Origin of the sequence: Pantoea sp. EKM10T (genome assembly GCF_011800685.1) — a bacterium.
In the GTDB taxonomy this organism is placed as follows: domain Bacteria; phylum Pseudomonadota; class Gammaproteobacteria; order Enterobacterales; family Enterobacteriaceae; genus Pantoea; species Pantoea agglomerans.
Window position 1 is genome coordinate 1 of sequence record NZ_JAALEU010000011.1, and the last position, 16,794, is coordinate 16,794.

Genomic DNA, 16,794 nt, shown 5'->3' on the forward strand with positions numbered 1-16,794 from the left:
TCCTGTCGCGAGGTGGCGTATATTACGCTTTCCTCCTGCAGAGTCAACCTCTTTCTCAGAAGTTTTTCTCCGGCGGCTCAGTCTCCTGTGCCTCTCAACCCGTTTTCCGTTGCCGGTTTGCCGTGTCAGTGGAGGCGCATTATAGGGAACGGCTCAGATAGCGCAAGTGCAAATTGAGACTTTTTTTCTGTTCGTCTGAAATTTGCACAAAAGCGCCGTTTTACCCCTTTTTAATGCGCGCCGGAAGCTCTGCCAGGCTATTAATCACCCAATCTGCTGCTGCTTCACCTTCAGCAGTGACCGGTTTGCCGCTGCGCACCAGTACTTTCTTGCCGACACCGGCAGCCTGCCCTGCCAGCATGTCTTCCAGCTTGTCACCTACCATATAAGAAGCGGCCATATCAATATTCAGTTCTTCCTGCGCCGTCAGCAGCATACCCGGCTGAGGCTTGCGGCAGTCACAGGCCTGACGGAACTCTGCTACTGTTGCTTCAGGATGGTGAGGACAGAAATAGATGCCATCAAGATCAACATCGCGATCGGCCAGCGACCAGTCCATCCATTCTGTCAGCCGCATAAAGGTATCTTCAGTAAACATACCGCGCGCGATGCCAGACTGATTGGTCACGACCACCAGCGCAAAACCCATTGCCTTTAGTTGTTGCAGCGCTTCAATCGTGCCGTCAATAAACTGGAAGTCATCGATCTCATGGACATAGCCATTGTCGACATTAAGGGTGCCATCACGATCAAGAAAAATAGCGGGGACTTTATTCGCCACGTAGAAACTCCTGCTGTAAAAATTGCCGATCAGTATCGCATGATTGCTATAAAAGGGAGAATGTCAGATTGAATCACTTCCATTGATTTAGACGTCTGGATGCCTTAACATCCATCCAGCTTTTATACCGAATAAAAGCGACGAGGCTTCCCACACCACGGACAACGCAACACGATAATAAATAACATAATGATTAAACTAGAAAATATTACCAAGGTGTTTCAGCAAGGTACGCGGTCTGTTCCGGCGCTAACGGATGTCAGCCTGCACGTGCCTGCCGGACAGATTTATGGCGTTATCGGTGCTTCCGGTGCCGGTAAAAGTACGTTGATTCGTTGCGTTAACCTGCTGGAGCGCCCTACTTCGGGCCGCGTACTGGTAGACGGGGCTGATTTAACCGCACTCAACGAACGTCAGTTAACTCAGGCGCGCCGCCAGATCGGCATGATCTTCCAGCACTTTAATCTGATGAACTCCCGTACCGTCGCGGGCAATGTTTCTCTTCCACTGGAACTCGGTAATCTCTCCAGCGCTCAGATCACGGCTCGCGTAACTGAGCTGCTGGAACTGGTGGGATTATCAGACAAGCATGATGCGTGGCCCGCGAATCTCTCGGGCGGTCAGAAGCAGCGTGTTGCGATTGCCCGCGCCCTGGCCAGCAATCCCAAGGTTCTGCTCTGTGATGAAGCTACCAGTGCACTGGATCCCGCGACGACCCGCTCTATTCTGGAATTACTTAAAGACATTAACCGCCGGCTTGGGCTGACGATTCTGCTGATCACCCATGAAATGGATGTAGTGAAACGCATCTGCGATCAGGTTGCGGTCATCAGTCACGGTGAGCTGATTGAGAAAGATAGCGTCAGTGAGGTCTTCTCTCATCCTAAGACACCGCTGGCGCAGCAGTTTATTCAGTCTACGCTGCATCTGGATATTCCGGATGATTACCAGCAGCGCCTTTCTGCCACCGCCGCTGAAGGCACCGTGCCCCTGCTGCGACTGGAATTCACCGGTAAATCGGTTGATGCGCCGCTGCTGTCTGAAGCTGCCCGCCGTTACAACGTGAATAACAACATTATCAGTGCCCAGATGGATTACGCCGGTGGCGTGAAGTTCGGCATTATGCTGGCCGAAATGCACGGCACAGAAAGCGATACCCGCGAGGCGATTGCCTGGCTGAAGGAGAATCATGTGAAAGTAGAGGTGTTAGGTTATGTCTGAAGCGATGATGTGGTTGCTGGGACGGGGCGTGTGGGAAACGCTGATGATGACCTTCGTCTCGGGCTTTTTCGGTTTTGTGCTGGGTCTGCCGGTCGGCGTTTTACTCTATGTCACCCGTCCGGGCCAGATTCTGCAGAATCAGGGACTTTATCGCGTGCTCTCCGCGCTGGTGAATATCTTCCGCTCCATTCCTTTCATTATCTTACTGGTCTGGATGATTCCTTTTACTCGCGTAATCGTCGGCACCTCAATCGGACTGCAGGCGGCCATCGTGCCGTTGACCGTAGGCGCGGCACCGTTTATCGCACGTATGGTTGAAAATGCCTTGCTGGAACTGCCAACCGGACTGATTGAAGCGTCACGTGCCATGGGCGCTACGCCAATGCAGATCATCCGTAAGGTTCTGCTGCCGGAAGCGATGCCTGGCCTGGTGAATGCTGCGACCATCACCCTGATTACCCTGGTTGGTTACTCCGCCATGGGTGGCGCGGTGGGTGCCGGTGGTCTGGGCCAGATCGGTTATCAGTATGGTTATATCGGATATAACGCCACTGTGATGAATACGGTATTGGTGTTGTTAGTGGTTTTGGTGTATCTCATTCAATTCTGTGGCGACCGCATCGTGCGTGCGGTGTCCCATAAATAAGCCAGCAATATCACATTATTAAGAAGGAAAGGATATGTCTTTCAGATTCAAGAAAATTGCCGCTGTGGGTGCACTGATTGGCGCGATTGCGCTGGCAGGATGCGATCAAAAAGAGAAAGACCCTAACCACATCAAAGTGGGTGTGATTGTCGGTGCTGAGCAGCAGGTTGCTGAAGCAGCGCAGAAAGTTGCCAAAGAGAAATATGGTCTGGACGTTGAGCTGGTCACCTTCAACGATTACGTACTGCCGAATGAAGCACTGAGCAAAGGCGATATCGACGTCAACGCCTTCCAGCACAAACCGTATCTGGATCAGCAGATCAAAGATCGTGGCTACAAGCTGGTTTCAGTGGGTAACTCCTTCGTCTACCCAATCGCGGGCTATTCGAAAAAGATTAAGTCACTGGATGAGCTGCAGGATGGCGCTCAGGTTGCCATTCCAAACGACCCGACCAACCTGGGCCGTACGCTGCTGCTGCTGCAGAAAGTGGGTCTGATCAAGCTGAAAGATGGCGTGGGCCTGCTGCCAACCTCGCTGGATATCACTGAAAACCCTAAGCATCTGAAAATTGTTGAGCTGGAAGCGCCGCAGCTGCCACGCTCACTGGACGATCAGCAGATCGCGCTGGCGGTTATCAACACCACCTACGCCAGCCAGATTGGCCTGACACCAGCCAAAGATGGTATTTTCGTCGAAGATAAAGATTCACCGTACGTGAACCTGATTGTGGCGCGCGAAGATAATAAAGATGCGGAAAACGTGAAGAAATTTGTCAAGGCTTATCAGTCTGACGAAGTCTACGATGCCGCTAACAAAGTCTTTAACGGCGGCGCGGTTAAAGGCTGGTAATTCAGCTGTTCATCTCCTTAAGGGCGGCGCTATGCCGCCCTTTCTGTTATTGGGTGCCCTGCCCGACTTGTTATTTATTCTTGTCCTTGTTTCAATAACGCCACTTTTTGAAACCTGAGGATGTTGCCATGCGTTTTTTACCGCTCTGCTTGTTAGCATTGATGCTGACAGGGTGTGTTCATGAGTATCACCCGATAAGCAGCGCACCGTCCCGGCCGCAGCAATCCAGTGAACCCACCCGCAAGCCTGTGTCACGACCGGCACCGGTTAAGCTCTATACTGATCCCGCCGATCTGGTCAGCAAGCCGTTCCGCGATCTGGGTGAAGTCTCCGCTGAAGATTGCCAGATGAGTAATCAGAACTCCCCAGCCAACATCGCTACTGCACGTAAACGCCTGCAGATCAAAGCGTCACAGATGAAAGCCAATGCGGTGCTGCTGCATCAGTGTGAAATCGTCACCGGCACGCCAGGCTGCTATCGTCAGGCGGTGTGTCAGGGTTCGGCACTGAAAGTCAGCAATCAATGAGTGAATTCGCCTTTGCGCAAATTGGGGTAATCCGCTCACCATGGAAGGAGAAGTTTGCCGTGCCGCGCCAGCCAGGGCTGGTGCAGGATGGCGGCGGCGAACTGCACCTGCAGCCACCTTACAATCAGCCGGAAGCGGTGCGTGGACTGGAAGCGTTCAGCCACCTCTGGCTGCTGTTTGTCTTCCATCAGACGATGGAGGGCGGCTGGCGTCCCACGGTTCGCCCTCCCCGGCTGGGCGGCAATGCGCGCATGGGTGTATTTGCGACACGTTCAACGTTCCGTCCCAATCCCATTGGCATGTCGCTGGTTGAGCTAAAAGGTATCAGGATTGAAAAACAGCAGGTGATCCTGCAGCTTGGCAGTCTGGATCTGGTCGATGGCACCCCGGTGGTGGATATCAAACCTTATCTGCCCTTTGCCGAAGCATTGCCCCATGCCCAGGCGGGTTTTGCTCAGGCGGCACCTGCGGCTGATATGCCGGTTCGCTTCTCCGCGCTGGCACAACAGCAGCTTCACCAGCAGTCGCGCTACCCCAATCTGGCTCGCTTTATCAGTGAAGTGCTGGCACAGGATCCCCGTCCCGCTTACCGTCAGGGCGAAACGCAGGCGCGGGAATATGCGGCCTGGCTGATGGATTTTAATGTACGCTGGCGCATTGACGATGCCGGTACTGAAGTGATCTCTATCGACCCGCGTTAAAACCCGCTTTTGAGCCGGTGATCTCACTGGTACACTAGCCGCCAGCAAAATTCTGTCTGTGACTTTCCGATCAACTGGAACCGTAATCAATGCGTACTACTCAATATCTGCTCTCTACTCAGAAAGAGACGCCTTCCGACGCTGAAGTGATCAGCCACCAGCTGATGCTGCGCGCCGGTATGATCCGCAAACTGGCTTCTGGCTTGTACACCTGGTTACCGACCGGGGTTCGCGTGCTGAAAAAAGTCGAAAACATCGTGCGCGAAGAGATGAACAACGCGGGCGCGGTTGAGATTTTAATGCCGGTTGTGCAGCCCGCCGACCTGTGGCAGGAGAGCGGTCGCTGGGAGGAGTATGGCCCGGAACTGTTACGTATTGCAGATCGCCACGAGCGTCCGTTCGTGTTGGGTCCGACGCATGAAGAGGTGGTCACTGACCTGATCCGCAATGAGCTGAGCTCTTATAAGCAACTGCCGCTCAACCTCTATCAGATCCAGACCAAATTCCGTGATGAAGTCCGTCCGCGCTTTGGCGTGATGCGTTCACGTGAATTCATCATGAAAGATGCTTACTCGTTCCACGTTTCGCAGGAGTCGCTGCAGGAAACGTATGACGCGATGTACCGCGCCTATAGCCAGATCTTCAGCCGTATGGGTCTGGATTTCCGCGCCGTGCAGGCCGACACCGGCTCGATTGGCGGCAGCGCCTCCCATGAGTTCCAGGTTCTGGCGCAGAGCGGTGAAGATGATGTGATCTTCTCTACCGATTCTGATTACGCGGCCAACATTGAGCTGGCCGAAGCCGTCGCACCCGCTGGTGAGCGCGCAGCGCCGTCGCAGGAGATGCAACTGGTCGAGACGCCAGACGCAAAAACCATCGCGGAGCTGGTTGAGCAATTCAATGTGCCTGTTGAAAAAACAGTGAAAACGCTGATTGTTAAAGGTGCTGAAGAGAGCGGCCACGCGCTGGTTGCCCTGCTGGTACGCGGCGATCATCAGCTTAATGAGATCAAAGCGGAGAAGTCAGAGATCGTTGCGTCACCGCTGGTGTTCGCGACCGAAGAAGAGATTCGCGCTGCAGTGGGTGCCGGACCGGGTTCAATCGGCCCGGTTGGTCTGCAGATGCCTGTGATTGCTGACCGTACCGTGGCGAAGATGAGCGACTTCAGCGCCGGTGCCAACGTCGATGGTAAGCACTACTTCGGCATTAACTGGGAGCGCGATCTGCCGCTGGCCAGCGTTGCGGATATCCGTAACGTGGTCGAAGGCGATTTAAGCCCGGATGGTAAAGGCACGCTGCAGATTAAGCGCGGCATCGAAGTCGGTCATATTTTCCAGCTCGGCACCAAGTATTCTGACGCGCTGAAAGCGTCTGTTCAGGGCGAAGATGGCCGCAATCAGGTGATGAGCATGGGCTGCTACGGCATCGGCATCACCCGCGTTGTTGCGGCAGCCATTGAGCAGAACCATGACGACCGCGGCATCATCTGGCCAGCCGCACTGGCACCTTTCGAAGTTGCGATTCTGCCAATGAATATGCAGAAATCGTTCCGGGTTAAAGAGCTGGCGGAAGAGCTGTATGCCACCCTGCGTGCTAAAGGCGTTGAGGTTATTCTGGATGACCGTAAAGAGCGTCCGGGCGTGATGTTCGCTGATATGGAACTGATCGGTGTGCCACACACCATCGTCATTGGTGACCGCAATCTCGATAATCAGGAGATTGAGTACAAATCACGTCGTGCCGGTGAGAAGCAGATGATTAAGCAGGATGAAATTGTTGAATTCCTGCTGAAGGCTCTGAATAAGTAAGTTCTTAGCGTTAATCAAAGCGGGCTGAATCTGGCCGCAACAGATGAGCTCAACGCGAAGGGAAGCGGGTCAGGAGAGGAAAGCGTCCCGCGCCAGGGACGGTGCGGGACGAGCAGCCATGGATGGCTTTAGCGACTTTCCGATCTGACCCCGTTCCCTGAGCAGGCTCGAACTCTTCGCCGCTCGCCCCTGACGTTGTAAGTACTCAAACGCCCCGCCTGCGGGGCGTTTTTTATTGCACCTTGCCGCGCATCGATTTAGTTGAACTGCGGCGGGCTTTTCCTTCAAGACGGCGCTCTTTTGAGGCGCGGGTCGGCCGCGTGGCGCGCCGTGCTTTTTCCACGGTACTCAGCTCCTGGATCAGATTAACCAGACGTTGCAGCGCCGCTTCACGATTCATCTCCTGACTGCGATACTCCTGCGCCTTGATCACTACAACGCCATCACCGGTAATCAAATGATGAGTGGCGGTGAGCAGCCGCTCTTTATAAAACGCGGGCAGTGAAGAGGCAGCAATATCGAAGCGCAGATGAATGGCGGTGCTGGCTTTATTGACATGTTGTCCGCCTGCGCCCTGAGCACGAATCGCCGTCAGCTCAATTTCACTCTCCGGAATCTCAACCGAACGGGATAGCATAATCATAAGCTCGCTCCCCACACCTTAACCACGTTGACCTCCGATAACCTGTTCATCAAATTAACCTTTTGTGCTCTGATTTATTCCGCCTCAGACAGCGGAATCTGTCACTTTAGCAGTGATTCGCGCACTGTTCCTGCTTTACGCAGGCTGATTTCCTCTAAATGGCTATGATATAGTCGCCAGTTAACCAGAGTATTTACGCTCTGCCGAGGAGGGCCACGTGCAAAATTATTGTGAGTTAGTTCGCCGGAAGTATGCCGAAATCGGCAGCGGGGATTTAGGTTACATACCGGATGCGATTGGCTGCGCATTGAAGGCACTTAATGATGTTGCCGCAAATACTGAGCTAAACTCTTCTGTCAGGGAACAGGCGGCCTACGCCGCTGCTAACTTATTGGTGAGCGACTATGTTGATAAATGAAGCGTACCAACCTATCAATTGCGATGATTACGATAATCTGGAACTCGCCTGCCAGAACAACTGGATGCTGTCGCTGGAAATGAAAGATGGCGAGCAGCTTAAGGCAAAAGCCAAAGAGATCTTTTCACGTAAGAACGTTGAATATCTGGCTATCGATCTTTCCGGTGAACATCGCGAATTACGTCTCGACCATATCGCCAGCTTCACCCATCCCGAGTTGGGTACGGTGGTTGTCAGCGCAGAGTAACCTACGCATTCAGGGCGGGACCTTTCCGCCCTGTTAAACTTCAGGGCTGCAACGAACTGTAGTACGCCGCTAAATCCGCCATATCGCTGTCACTCAATCCCGCCACAAACGCCTTCATGACTTCAGCCTGACCGCCACTGCGTTCGCCCTTTTTATAGGCCTGCAGCGCATGTTCCAGATAAGGTGCGTGCTGCCCGGCCAGGTCAGGATAGAGCGGCACCGCCGCTTTTCCCGCTGCGCCATGACAGGCCATGCAACTGCCCGCTTTCTGTGCGCCGCGCTGCGCATCACCCGCTGCCCATGCCGGTAACACGGTGACCGCTAAACAGGCGATAAGCCACTGTTTCATTATTGTTGTTCTCCTGCGCCGGATGCCCCGTCCCAGACTATCTGCCAGCCCTGCTGATCAGGGGCCGCGCCATCACGGGTGACAAAGAGAGTCGGAACGCAGACCAGCGTCTGGTTATAAAAAATTAACGGCAGCCGTTCACGCTGCCACGGCGGTATCTGTAACTCCTGCCACAGTTTTTTCATTTCCCTTCCGCCACGACGGCCCACCAGATGGACATAACCCTGTGCGTGGAACCGCACGCTGACCTGCTCATCCGGCTCAGGATAGCGCAACAGGCTCTGCGACTGGCTGGCACGCAGCGTGCCAAGGTTCTGCGGTAACGCCAGCGGCTGGCAGAGATTGGGCCATGCCAGCTCGGTGTCGCGCAGTGAACTGAACAACGGCAGCCAGTAGAGCTGCTGACGGTAACGACGGAGTTCAGCATGACCGAATCGCAGCCGGGGCTGCGCATCCTCCCGGCTCGCCATCACTTCGTCGTGGATGCGTTTCAGCGCTTCACGGGACGGCATCGCCCCACCCTGTCCGGCGATCCAGCGCCGCAATAAGGCATTAGCACGCAGCTCACTCATGGCCATTAAGGGTGGAAAGTGCAGGCTGCCATCAGGCTGGATCAGCTCTGCCAGTTGCCCGGCGAGCAGTTCATCCAGCAACAGCTCCTGCTCACTGCACAACATCGCACTGCGGGCCGTCGCCTCGGCAAAATGGGGCCAGCGCTGGTAAAGCTCAGGCAGCAGCCGCTGACGCAGAAAGTTGCGGTCGTAGCGAAGATCCTGATTGCTCTCATCTTCAATCCACACCAGCTGATGCGCGTCGGCATAGGCTTCAAGCGACTGTCGCGTCTGATTCAGCAGCGGACGCACCAGCTGATGAGAACCCAGCGCGCGTATCGCGGGCATCGCTGCCAGCCCGGCGGGACCACTGCCGCGCTTCAGCGCCAGCAGGAATGTTTCGCACTGATCGTCGAGGTGCTGCGCAGTGAGTAACACTTCACCCGGCTGCAGTGCCGCACTCAGCGCCTGATAACGGGCGGTTCGGGCGGCCGCTTCAATGCCGTTTTCCCGGTCATCAACGTTAACGCGGAGCACTTCACAGGGCAGCTGCCACTGCGCGCAAATCGTCTGGCAATGGGTTGCCCAGCGATCGGCATTCGGGCTAAGCCCATGGTGAACATGCAGTGCCCGCAGGCGCAACTGAGGATGCTGCTGCTGCCAGCCGCGAAGCTTATGCAGCAGCACGGTTGAATCCAGTCCACCGCTGAATGCGACCACCAGGGCGGCATCAGATTGCAACAGAGTGTCAAAAGCGGGCAAAGACATGGTAGAATCCAGAAAATCGGGCCACTGAATGTCGCCCGCTGAGCGCGCTATTTTACGCCTGATAAAGCTCCAGCGGCAAACCATCCGGATCGGCAAAGAAAGTGCATTGTTTACCGGTCAGGTCATCAATGCGAATCGGCTCGCAGATAACGCCTTTATCGGCCAGCGTCGCGACGGCAGCGGCAACATCCGGCACGGTAAAGGCCAGATGACGCAGGCCACACGCTTCGGGATGACTGACCCGCGCCGGCGGCTCAGGAAAAGAGAACAGCTCAATGGTATAGCGATCCTGTAGGGCAAGGTCGCCTTTCCAGGAGTCCCGCGCTTCGCGGTAATACTCGCCCATCAGACGGAAACCCAGTACATCACAATAGAATGCTTTGCTGCGCTGATAGTCAGAGGCGATGATGGCGATGTGGTGAATAGCGGTTAACTGCAACATGTTCAATTCCCTGATTCGGGCAGGCTGTCCGCAGACACCCTGCCGCTGATAGTTGTTTAAAGGTTTATGCGAGGTCGTTTTTCAGCACGCGGACGCGATACTCGCCCTCTTCGGTCAGGCTGGCACCGTGAATATCCGTTTCGAAGCCCGGATAATGCCGTCCAATGCTGCACAGCATCAGCAGAAAATCGAGCACCGCGCGGCTCTTCTCAGTAATCATCTCGCCTGGCATCACCAGTGGAACGCCTGGCGGATAAGGCAGAATCATATTGGCTGACACCCGCCCGACCAGCTCGCTGAGTTCCACCGTTTCGATATTGCCCTTCACCTGCTGCTGAAACGCCTGATGCGGCGTCATCTTCATTTCGGGCAGGACATCAAATGCCTGCAGCATCAGACGCGGCAGATCGTGATGGCGGATCAGCTGATGGATCCCCTGCGCCAGTGTCTGAATGCGCATATTGCGATAGAAGTCAGGATCTTCGGCATAGAGATCCGGCAGCATGTTTTTCACCCGCAGATTAAGATCGTAGGCGCGTTTGAACTCGGTCAGTCCGCGCAGCACGCTCATTGCTTTGGTTTTGTCGATGCCGATGCTGAACAGGAACAGCAGGTTATAGGGACCGGTTTTCTCCACCACGATGCCGCGCTCATCCAGAAACTTCGCCACCAGCGCCGCCGGGATCCCCTCTTCCGCCATCTTCCCCAGTTCGCTCATGCCCGGCGTCAGAATGGTGACTTTGATCGGATCCAGGTACATGTGATCGCGATCGGCCTGAGTAAATCCGTGCCACTCTTCGTCGCCGGGCTGGATCGGCCAGCATTGCGCTTCATCAACCTCTTCCGGCTGCCAGATATCAAAGAACCAGCTGTCAGACTCTTCGCGCAGGCGCTGGATCTCCCGACGGAAGTGCAGCGCGCGCTCCACCGAGCGATTGATCAGTCGTTTACCGGGATTGCCACGCAGCATGGCAGCAGCAGTTTCAATAGAGGAGACGATGGCGTAATTGGGCGAGGTGGTGGTGTGCATCATGTAGGCTTCGTTAAACGTCTGTTCGTCGTAGTCGCCCTTAATGTGAATCATTGATGCCTGCGAAAACGCCGCCAGCAGTTTGTGGGTCGATTGCGTCTCATACACCACTTTTCCCGGGATGCGGTCGCCACTCATGCCACTTTTACCGGCGTAGATCGGATGGAAATTAGTGTAAGGCACCCAGGCTGAATCGAAATGAATCGACGGTACATCCAGTGTCTCTTTGATGTACTGGGTGTTGTAGAGCAGCCCATCATAGGTGGAGTTGGTGATCACCGCATGAACCGGCCAGGTGGCACGGTCGGTGGCAGCCACCTTGAGCGAAATACTCTCGCGGGTGAACTCCTGCTTCGGGATACCGCCGAGAATACCCAACGCATTGCGGGTCGGCTTCAGCCAGATGGGGATAAGATCGCTCATCATCAGCAGATGGGTCAGTGACTTGTGGCAGTTGCGATCGATCAGCACGGTGCTGCCCGCCGGTGCGGCATACATGCCGACAATTTTGTTCGACGTTGAGGTCCCGTTGGTCACCATGTAACTCTGCTCGGCACCAAAAGTGCGTGCAATGTACTCCTCCGCTTCAAGGTGCGGACCGGTGTGATCAAGCAGCGAACCCAGTTCGGTAACGGAAATTGAGATGTCCGATTTCAGGGTATTGGCCCCGAAGAAATCGTAGAACAGGCAGCCCACCGGGCTCTTCTGAAACGCGGTACCCGCCATATGGCCCGGCGTGCAGAAGGTGTACTTGCCCTCTTTCACATAGGTGAACAACGCTTTAGTCAGCGGCGGCGTAATGTGGTCGAGATAGTCATCGGTATATTGCCGGATGTGCAGCGCGATATCGTCGGCGGCATTCAGCGCGTACTCAAAAAAGTGCAGCGGCATGCGCATCTCATTGACGCTGATGTCCATCTGCGAGTGGGTGTTGATAAAGGCGTACAGCGGCAGGTATTCGTTGAGCTGATTAATCTCACCGCAGAGTTCCGGACTGTTGTGCGCGTCCCAGTCGAAGATGACGCCGCTGATACGCGGATTGTGTTCGATCAGTTTCAGCAGATCGTCACTGTTTTTCGGGTAAAGCAGCCTGAAGCCTTGCAGATTTAACGCCGCGTCGAGTTCGCGTAACGGTTCATCTTTATAAAACACGCCGTGCGCGCCCATGATCGCCAGAATATTCAATGCCCATCTCCCTGATTATTGTGGAACCGGACAAGCATAACCGCTAACCCGCGGAAGGTGTAGCAAGGCGGCTATCGGATGGCGCTGAAAGAGAGGGGAATAGCGTGCGGAGATAAACCGGCGGCATAAAAAAAGCGGACCGGAGTCCGCTTTTATTGATGGGGCTAAATCAGGCGTAGCCGTAGCTCATCAGGCGCTGATAACGACGATCCAGCAGCTCTTCAGTGCTAAATCCATCGAGATCGGCCAAATCGGCCAGCAGCTGCTGCTTCAGTGATTGCGCCATATCAACCGGACGGCGATGCGCGCCACCCAGCGGCTCAGGGATCACGGAGTCAATCAGCTTCAGCTCTTTCAGACGGTGAGCGGTAATGCCCATCGCTTCAGCGGCCAGCGGCGCTTTGTCAGCGCTTTTCCACAGAATAGATGCACAGCCTTCCGGCGAGATCACTGAATAGGTGCTGTACTGCAGCATATTCACTTTGTCGCCCACGCCAATCGCCAGCGCACCACCTGAACCGCCCTCACCGATGACCGTACAGATCACCGGCACTTTCAGGCCAGACATTTCACGCAGGTTGCGGGCAATCGCTTCAGACTGCCCACGCTCTTCCGCGCCCACACCCGGATAGGCACCCGGTGTGTCGATAAAGGTGATGATTGGCATTTTGAAACGCTCAGCCATCTCCATCAGGCGCAGCGCTTTGCGATAGCCTTCCGGTGCTGGCATGCCGAAGTTACGGCGAATTTTCTCTTTGGTTTCACGGCCTTTCTGGTGCCCGATGATCATCACCGGACGTCCATCAAGACGTGCAATCCCGCCCACAATCGCTTTGTCATCGGCATAAGCACGGTCGCCCGCCAGCTCATCGAAATCGTCGAAGGCGTTGCGCACGTAGTCAAAGGTGTAAGGACGCAAAGGATGACGCGCCAGCTGAGCGATTTGCCATGCGCCCAAATCGGCGAAGATCTTACGGGTCAGCTCAACGCTTTTCTCACGCAGACGCTGAACTTCTTCATCCAGATTAACGTGTTTATCATCCTGACGACCAATTGAGGTCAGCGAATCGATCTTCGCTTCCAGTTCTGCAATTGGCTGTTCAAAATCCAGGTAATTAAGACTCATAATGTTCCTGTTCTAGTCAAACTCCAGTTCCACCTGCTCCGATCCAATCAACGAGCGCAGATCGTTAAGTAAACGATCGCTGGGCGAAATTCGCCACGCTGCACCAAAGCGCAGCTTCGCTCGCGCGTCGGCTCTCTGATAGTAGAGATGCACCGGAATAGTCCCTGATCGATGAGGTTCCAGAGACTGACGGAGTCGGTTTAATAGCTGGTCATCAATTTGCCTGTCCGTCAGCGAGATAGCAAGTCCGCGCGCGTATTTTTCGCGAGCTTCGTCGATGTCCATGACTTCACGAGCGGTCATTTTAAGGCCACCACTGAAGTCATCAAAGCTGACCTGTCCGCTGACGATCAGAATTCGGTCTTTCTCCAGCAACTGCTGGTATTTATCTAACGCATCGGTAAATAACATCACCTCAAGACGACCGGAGCGATCGTCCAGAGTACAGATACCAATTCGGTTGCCGCGTTTGGTGACCATTACCCGTGCCGCGATCACCAGACCGGCCGCCACGGTAATTTTACCCCGATCGGTAGGATGCATATCTTTCAGCCGCACCCCGCCAACATAACGCTCAATTTCTTTCAGGTACTGATTAATCGGGTGGCCGGTAAGGTAAAGCCCCAGCGTTTCCCGTTCGCCATCCAGCTGCACCTGCTCAGGCCACGGCGTGACGCTGGCGTACGATTTCTCAACCTGCTCCGGCTCTTCCGCCAGTACGCCAAACATATCAGCCTGGCCAATCGCTTCCGCTTTCGCGTGCTGATCGGCCGCTTTTAACGCGTCACTGAGTGAACTCATCAGCGCAGCACGATGCGGTCCAAGGCGATCAAAGGCCCCGGACATGATCAATTTTTCCATTACCCGACGGTTGATCTTTTTGGTGTCGGTACGGGCGCAGAGATCAAACAACTCGCGGAAATAACCGCCTTCGTTACGGGCGTCGATGATCGCTTCGATCGGACCTTCACCGACGCCTTTAATCGCGCCAATGCCGTAAACGATCTCGCCCGCGTCATTAACATGGAACTGATAGAGACCGGAGTTGATATCAGGCGGCAGGACTTTCAGTCCCATCCGCCAGCACTCATCGACCAGGCCAACCACTTTCTCGGTGTTATCCATATCGGCGGTCATGACCGCAGCCATAAACTCAGCCGGATAGTGCGCCTTCAGCCACAACGTCTGGTAGGAGACGAGTGCGTAGGCCGCAGAGTGTGACTTGTTAAAGCCATAACCTGCAAATTTTTCTACCAGATCGAAGATCTTCATCGACAGTTCCCCGTCGATGCCCATACTTTCAGCACCGTCGCGGAATACAGAACGCTGTTTGGCCATCTCCTCGGGTTTCTTTTTACCCATGGCGCGACGCAGCATATCCGCACCGCCCAGCGTGTAACCGGAGAGAACCTGGGCGATCTGCATCACCTGTTCCTGATAGAGGATGATGCCGTAGGTCGGTTCCAGCACCGGTTTCAGGCTTTCGTGCTGCCACTGAATGTCGGGATAGGAGATCGCTTCACGGCCATGCTTACGGTCAATGAAGTTATCCACCATGCCGGACTGCAGTGGGCCAGGACGGAACAGCGCCACCAGTGCGATCATATCTTCGAAGCAGTCGGGCTTCAGACGCTTAATCAGATCTTTCATGCCGCGCGATTCAAGCTGGAACACCGCAGTGGTTTCCGAGCGCTGCAGCATATCGAAGCTTTTCTTATCGTCCAGCGGGATAGAGGCGATATCGATCGGCTCCAGCCCCTGCTTTTCCCGGCGCGGGTTGATCATCTTCAGCGCCCAGTCGATGATGGTCAGCGTACGCAGACCCAGGAAGTCGAACTTCACCAGGCCGGCATATTCCACATCATTTTTATCGAACTGAGTTACCGGGAACTGCCCATGCTCATCACAATAGAGCGGCGCAAAATCGGTGATCTTCGTTGGCGCAATGACCACGCCGCCCGCATGTTTACCGGCGTTACGCGTGACCCCTTCCAGCTTGCGCGCCATGTCGATCAGCGCTTTAACCTCTTCGTCCGCGTCATACATGGCGGGAAGCTGCGGTTCAGCAATAAAAGCTTTTTCCAGCGTCATGCCGGGATCGGGCGGGATCAGTTTTGAAATGCGGTCAACGAAGCCGTAAGGATGTCCCAGCACGCGGCCCACATCGCGAATGACCGCTTTCGCCGCCATGGTGCCGAAGGTAATAATCTGGGAAACCGCTTCACGTCCGTACATATCTGCAACGTGTTCGATCACCTGATCGCGCTTCTCCATGCAGAAGTCGACGTCGAAATCGGGCATCGAGACGCGTTCCGGGTTCAGGAAGCGTTCGAACAGCAGGTCAAATTCCAGCGGATCGATATCGGTGATTTTCAGCGCATAGGCCACCAGCGAACCGGCACCGGAACCACGCCCCGGCCCGACCGGCACGCCGTTGTCCTTGGACCACTGGATGAACTCCATTACGATCAGGAAGTAGCCGGGGAAACCCATCTGGTTAATAACGTTGAGTTCAATCTCCAGACGTTCATCATATTCCGGGCGTTTCTCAAGGCGTTCGGCTTCGTCCGGGAACAGGAACTCGAGACGCTCTTCCAGACCCTCACGGGATTTCACCACCAGATAATCTTCGGTGGTCATGTCACCAGTCGGGAACTGCGGCAGGAAGTACTCGCCCAGCCGGACCGTGACGTTACAACGCTTAGCAATCTCTACGCTGTTTTCCAGCGCTTCCGGGATGTCCGAGAAGAGCTCGCACATCTCCTCTTCGCTGCGCATATATTGCTGAGGACTGTAGTTGCGCGGACGCTTGGGATCATCCAGCGTATAGCCATCATGAATGGCAACGCGAATTTCGTGCGCATCGAAATCTTCTGCATTGATAAAGCAGACTTCATTGGTGGCAACCACCGGTATTCCCTCTGCAATCGCCAGTTCAACTGCCGCATGCAGATAGCTCTCTTCGTCCTGACGGCCGGTACGAATCAGCTCCAGGTAGTAGCGATCGGGGAAATGTTGCTGGTAAAACGACAGGCATTGCGAAACCAGGGCATTGTTGCCGCGCAGCAGGCTGCGACCCACATCGCCGCGCCGTCCGCCCGACAGCAGGATTAATCCTTCCTGCAATTCAATCAGCCAGTCGCGGTCGATGATCGGTCCGTCCACGCCATACCCACGCTGATAGGCACGGGAGATCAGCAGCGTCAGGTTCTGATATCCGGTATTACTGGACGCCAGCACGGTAAGCTGTGTCAGTTCATCCCCCATCAGCTCACTGGCAACGTTGAAATCGGCACCAATGACCGGCTTTATCCCTGCGCTATGTGCGCCACCGTAAAATTTCACCAGGCCACAGAGGTTAGTGAAGTCGGTAATCGCGATAGCCGGCATGCCAAGGGCTGCCGCCTTCTTGATTAACGGCCCGGTTTTCGCCAGGCCATCAATCATCGAATAGTCACTGTGGACACGCAGATGTATAAAACGGGGTTCAGCCATATCAGT

The 16,794-nt window shown here is 55.0% G+C and carries 16 protein-coding genes; 8 read left to right on the forward strand and 8 right to left on the reverse strand.

Going from position 1 to position 16,794, the window contains the following annotated elements:
* Window positions 1-220: 220 nt before the first annotated feature.
* A complete protein-coding gene (gmhB, locus tag HFD95_RS18480) occupies window positions 221-781 on the reverse strand; it encodes a D-glycero-beta-D-manno-heptose 1,7-bisphosphate 7-phosphatase (protein ID WP_010254191.1) in 561 nt (186 codons plus the stop codon).
* 189 nt (window positions 782-970) lie between these two features.
* Here gmhB and metN point away from each other — a divergent pair, with 189 nt between their 5' ends.
* The 6 genes from metN (at window position 971) to proS (ending at window position 6,534) form a co-directional block, all read left to right on the forward strand.
* Window positions 971-2,002: a methionine ABC transporter ATP-binding protein MetN gene (gene metN, locus HFD95_RS18485; protein WP_167430601.1), complete on the forward strand. Its 1,032-nt coding sequence runs from the start codon at window positions 971-973 to the stop codon at window positions 2,000-2,002.
* Window positions 1,995-2,648, forward strand: a complete 654-nt coding sequence (locus HFD95_RS18490; RefSeq protein ID WP_031375299.1) for a methionine ABC transporter permease MetI — start codon at window positions 1,995-1,997, stop codon at window positions 2,646-2,648. The genes metN and HFD95_RS18490 overlap by 8 nt, the downstream gene beginning before the upstream one ends.
* 34 nt (window positions 2,649-2,682) lie before the next feature.
* On the forward strand, window positions 2,683-3,498 hold the full coding sequence (locus tag HFD95_RS18495; RefSeq protein WP_010254184.1) for a MetQ/NlpA family lipoprotein: 816 nt from the start codon (window positions 2,683-2,685) through the stop codon (window positions 3,496-3,498).
* Window positions 3,499-3,626: 128 nt separating this feature from the next.
* A complete protein-coding gene (gene rcsF, locus HFD95_RS18500; RefSeq protein WP_167430602.1) occupies window positions 3,627-4,025 on the forward strand; it encodes an Rcs stress response system protein RcsF in 399 nt (132 codons plus the stop codon).
* Window positions 4,022-4,726 (forward strand): tRNA (N6-threonylcarbamoyladenosine(37)-N6)-methyltransferase TrmO, encoded by a 705-nt coding sequence (tsaA, locus tag HFD95_RS18505; RefSeq protein WP_167430603.1) that lies wholly within the window; start codon window positions 4,022-4,024, stop codon window positions 4,724-4,726. The genes rcsF and tsaA overlap by 4 nt, the downstream gene beginning before the upstream one ends.
* Before the next feature lie 89 nt (window positions 4,727-4,815).
* Complete coding sequence (proS, locus tag HFD95_RS18510; protein ID WP_022625458.1) at window positions 4,816-6,534, forward strand: proline--tRNA ligase; 1,719 nt, start codon at window positions 4,816-4,818, stop codon at window positions 6,532-6,534.
* A gap of 232 nt (window positions 6,535-6,766) precedes the next feature.
* On the opposite strand, the gene arfB is transcribed toward proS, so the two are convergent.
* A complete protein-coding gene (arfB, locus tag HFD95_RS18515; protein ID WP_010254175.1) occupies window positions 6,767-7,177 on the reverse strand; it encodes an alternative ribosome rescue aminoacyl-tRNA hydrolase ArfB in 411 nt (136 codons plus the stop codon).
* A gap of 217 nt (window positions 7,178-7,394) precedes the next feature.
* On the opposite strand from arfB, the gene HFD95_RS18520 reads away from it, so the two are divergent.
* Entirely contained in the window at window positions 7,395-7,595 is a 201-nt protein-coding gene (locus HFD95_RS18520; protein ID WP_010254172.1) for a YaeP family protein, read from the forward strand.
* Window positions 7,582-7,842, forward strand: a complete 261-nt coding sequence (gene rof, locus HFD95_RS18525; protein WP_010254167.1) for a Rho-binding antiterminator — start codon at window positions 7,582-7,584, stop codon at window positions 7,840-7,842. The genes HFD95_RS18520 and rof overlap by 14 nt, the downstream gene beginning before the upstream one ends.
* Window positions 7,843-7,882: 40 nt before the next feature.
* Here rof and HFD95_RS18530 read toward each other — a convergent pair whose 3' ends face one another.
* From HFD95_RS18530 to dnaE, 6 genes are all read right to left on the reverse strand, one after another.
* Entirely contained in the window at window positions 7,883-8,191 is a 309-nt protein-coding gene (locus tag HFD95_RS18530; protein ID WP_010254164.1) for a cytochrome c, read from the reverse strand.
* Window positions 8,191-9,510 (reverse strand): tRNA lysidine(34) synthetase TilS, encoded by a 1,320-nt coding sequence (gene tilS / locus HFD95_RS18535; RefSeq protein WP_167430604.1) that lies wholly within the window; start codon window positions 9,508-9,510, stop codon window positions 8,191-8,193. The genes HFD95_RS18530 and tilS overlap by 1 nt, the downstream gene beginning before the upstream one ends.
* A 52-nt stretch (window positions 9,511-9,562) precedes the next feature.
* Window positions 9,563-9,952 (reverse strand): VOC family protein, encoded by a 390-nt coding sequence (locus HFD95_RS18540; protein ID WP_010671867.1) that lies wholly within the window; start codon window positions 9,950-9,952, stop codon window positions 9,563-9,565.
* A gap of 64 nt (window positions 9,953-10,016) precedes the next feature.
* Entirely contained in the window at window positions 10,017-12,167 is a 2,151-nt protein-coding gene (locus tag HFD95_RS18545) for a lysine decarboxylase LdcC (RefSeq protein WP_010671866.1), read from the reverse strand.
* Window positions 12,168-12,336: 169 nt separating this feature from the next.
* Window positions 12,337-13,293 (reverse strand): acetyl-CoA carboxylase carboxyl transferase subunit alpha, encoded by a 957-nt coding sequence (accA, locus tag HFD95_RS18550; protein ID WP_010254150.1) that lies wholly within the window; start codon window positions 13,291-13,293, stop codon window positions 12,337-12,339.
* Between the two features lie 12 nt (window positions 13,294-13,305).
* Complete coding sequence (dnaE, locus tag HFD95_RS18555; RefSeq protein ID WP_033756640.1) at window positions 13,306-16,788, reverse strand: DNA polymerase III subunit alpha; 3,483 nt, start codon at window positions 16,786-16,788, stop codon at window positions 13,306-13,308.
* Between the last annotated feature and the right edge of the window lie 6 nt (window positions 16,789-16,794).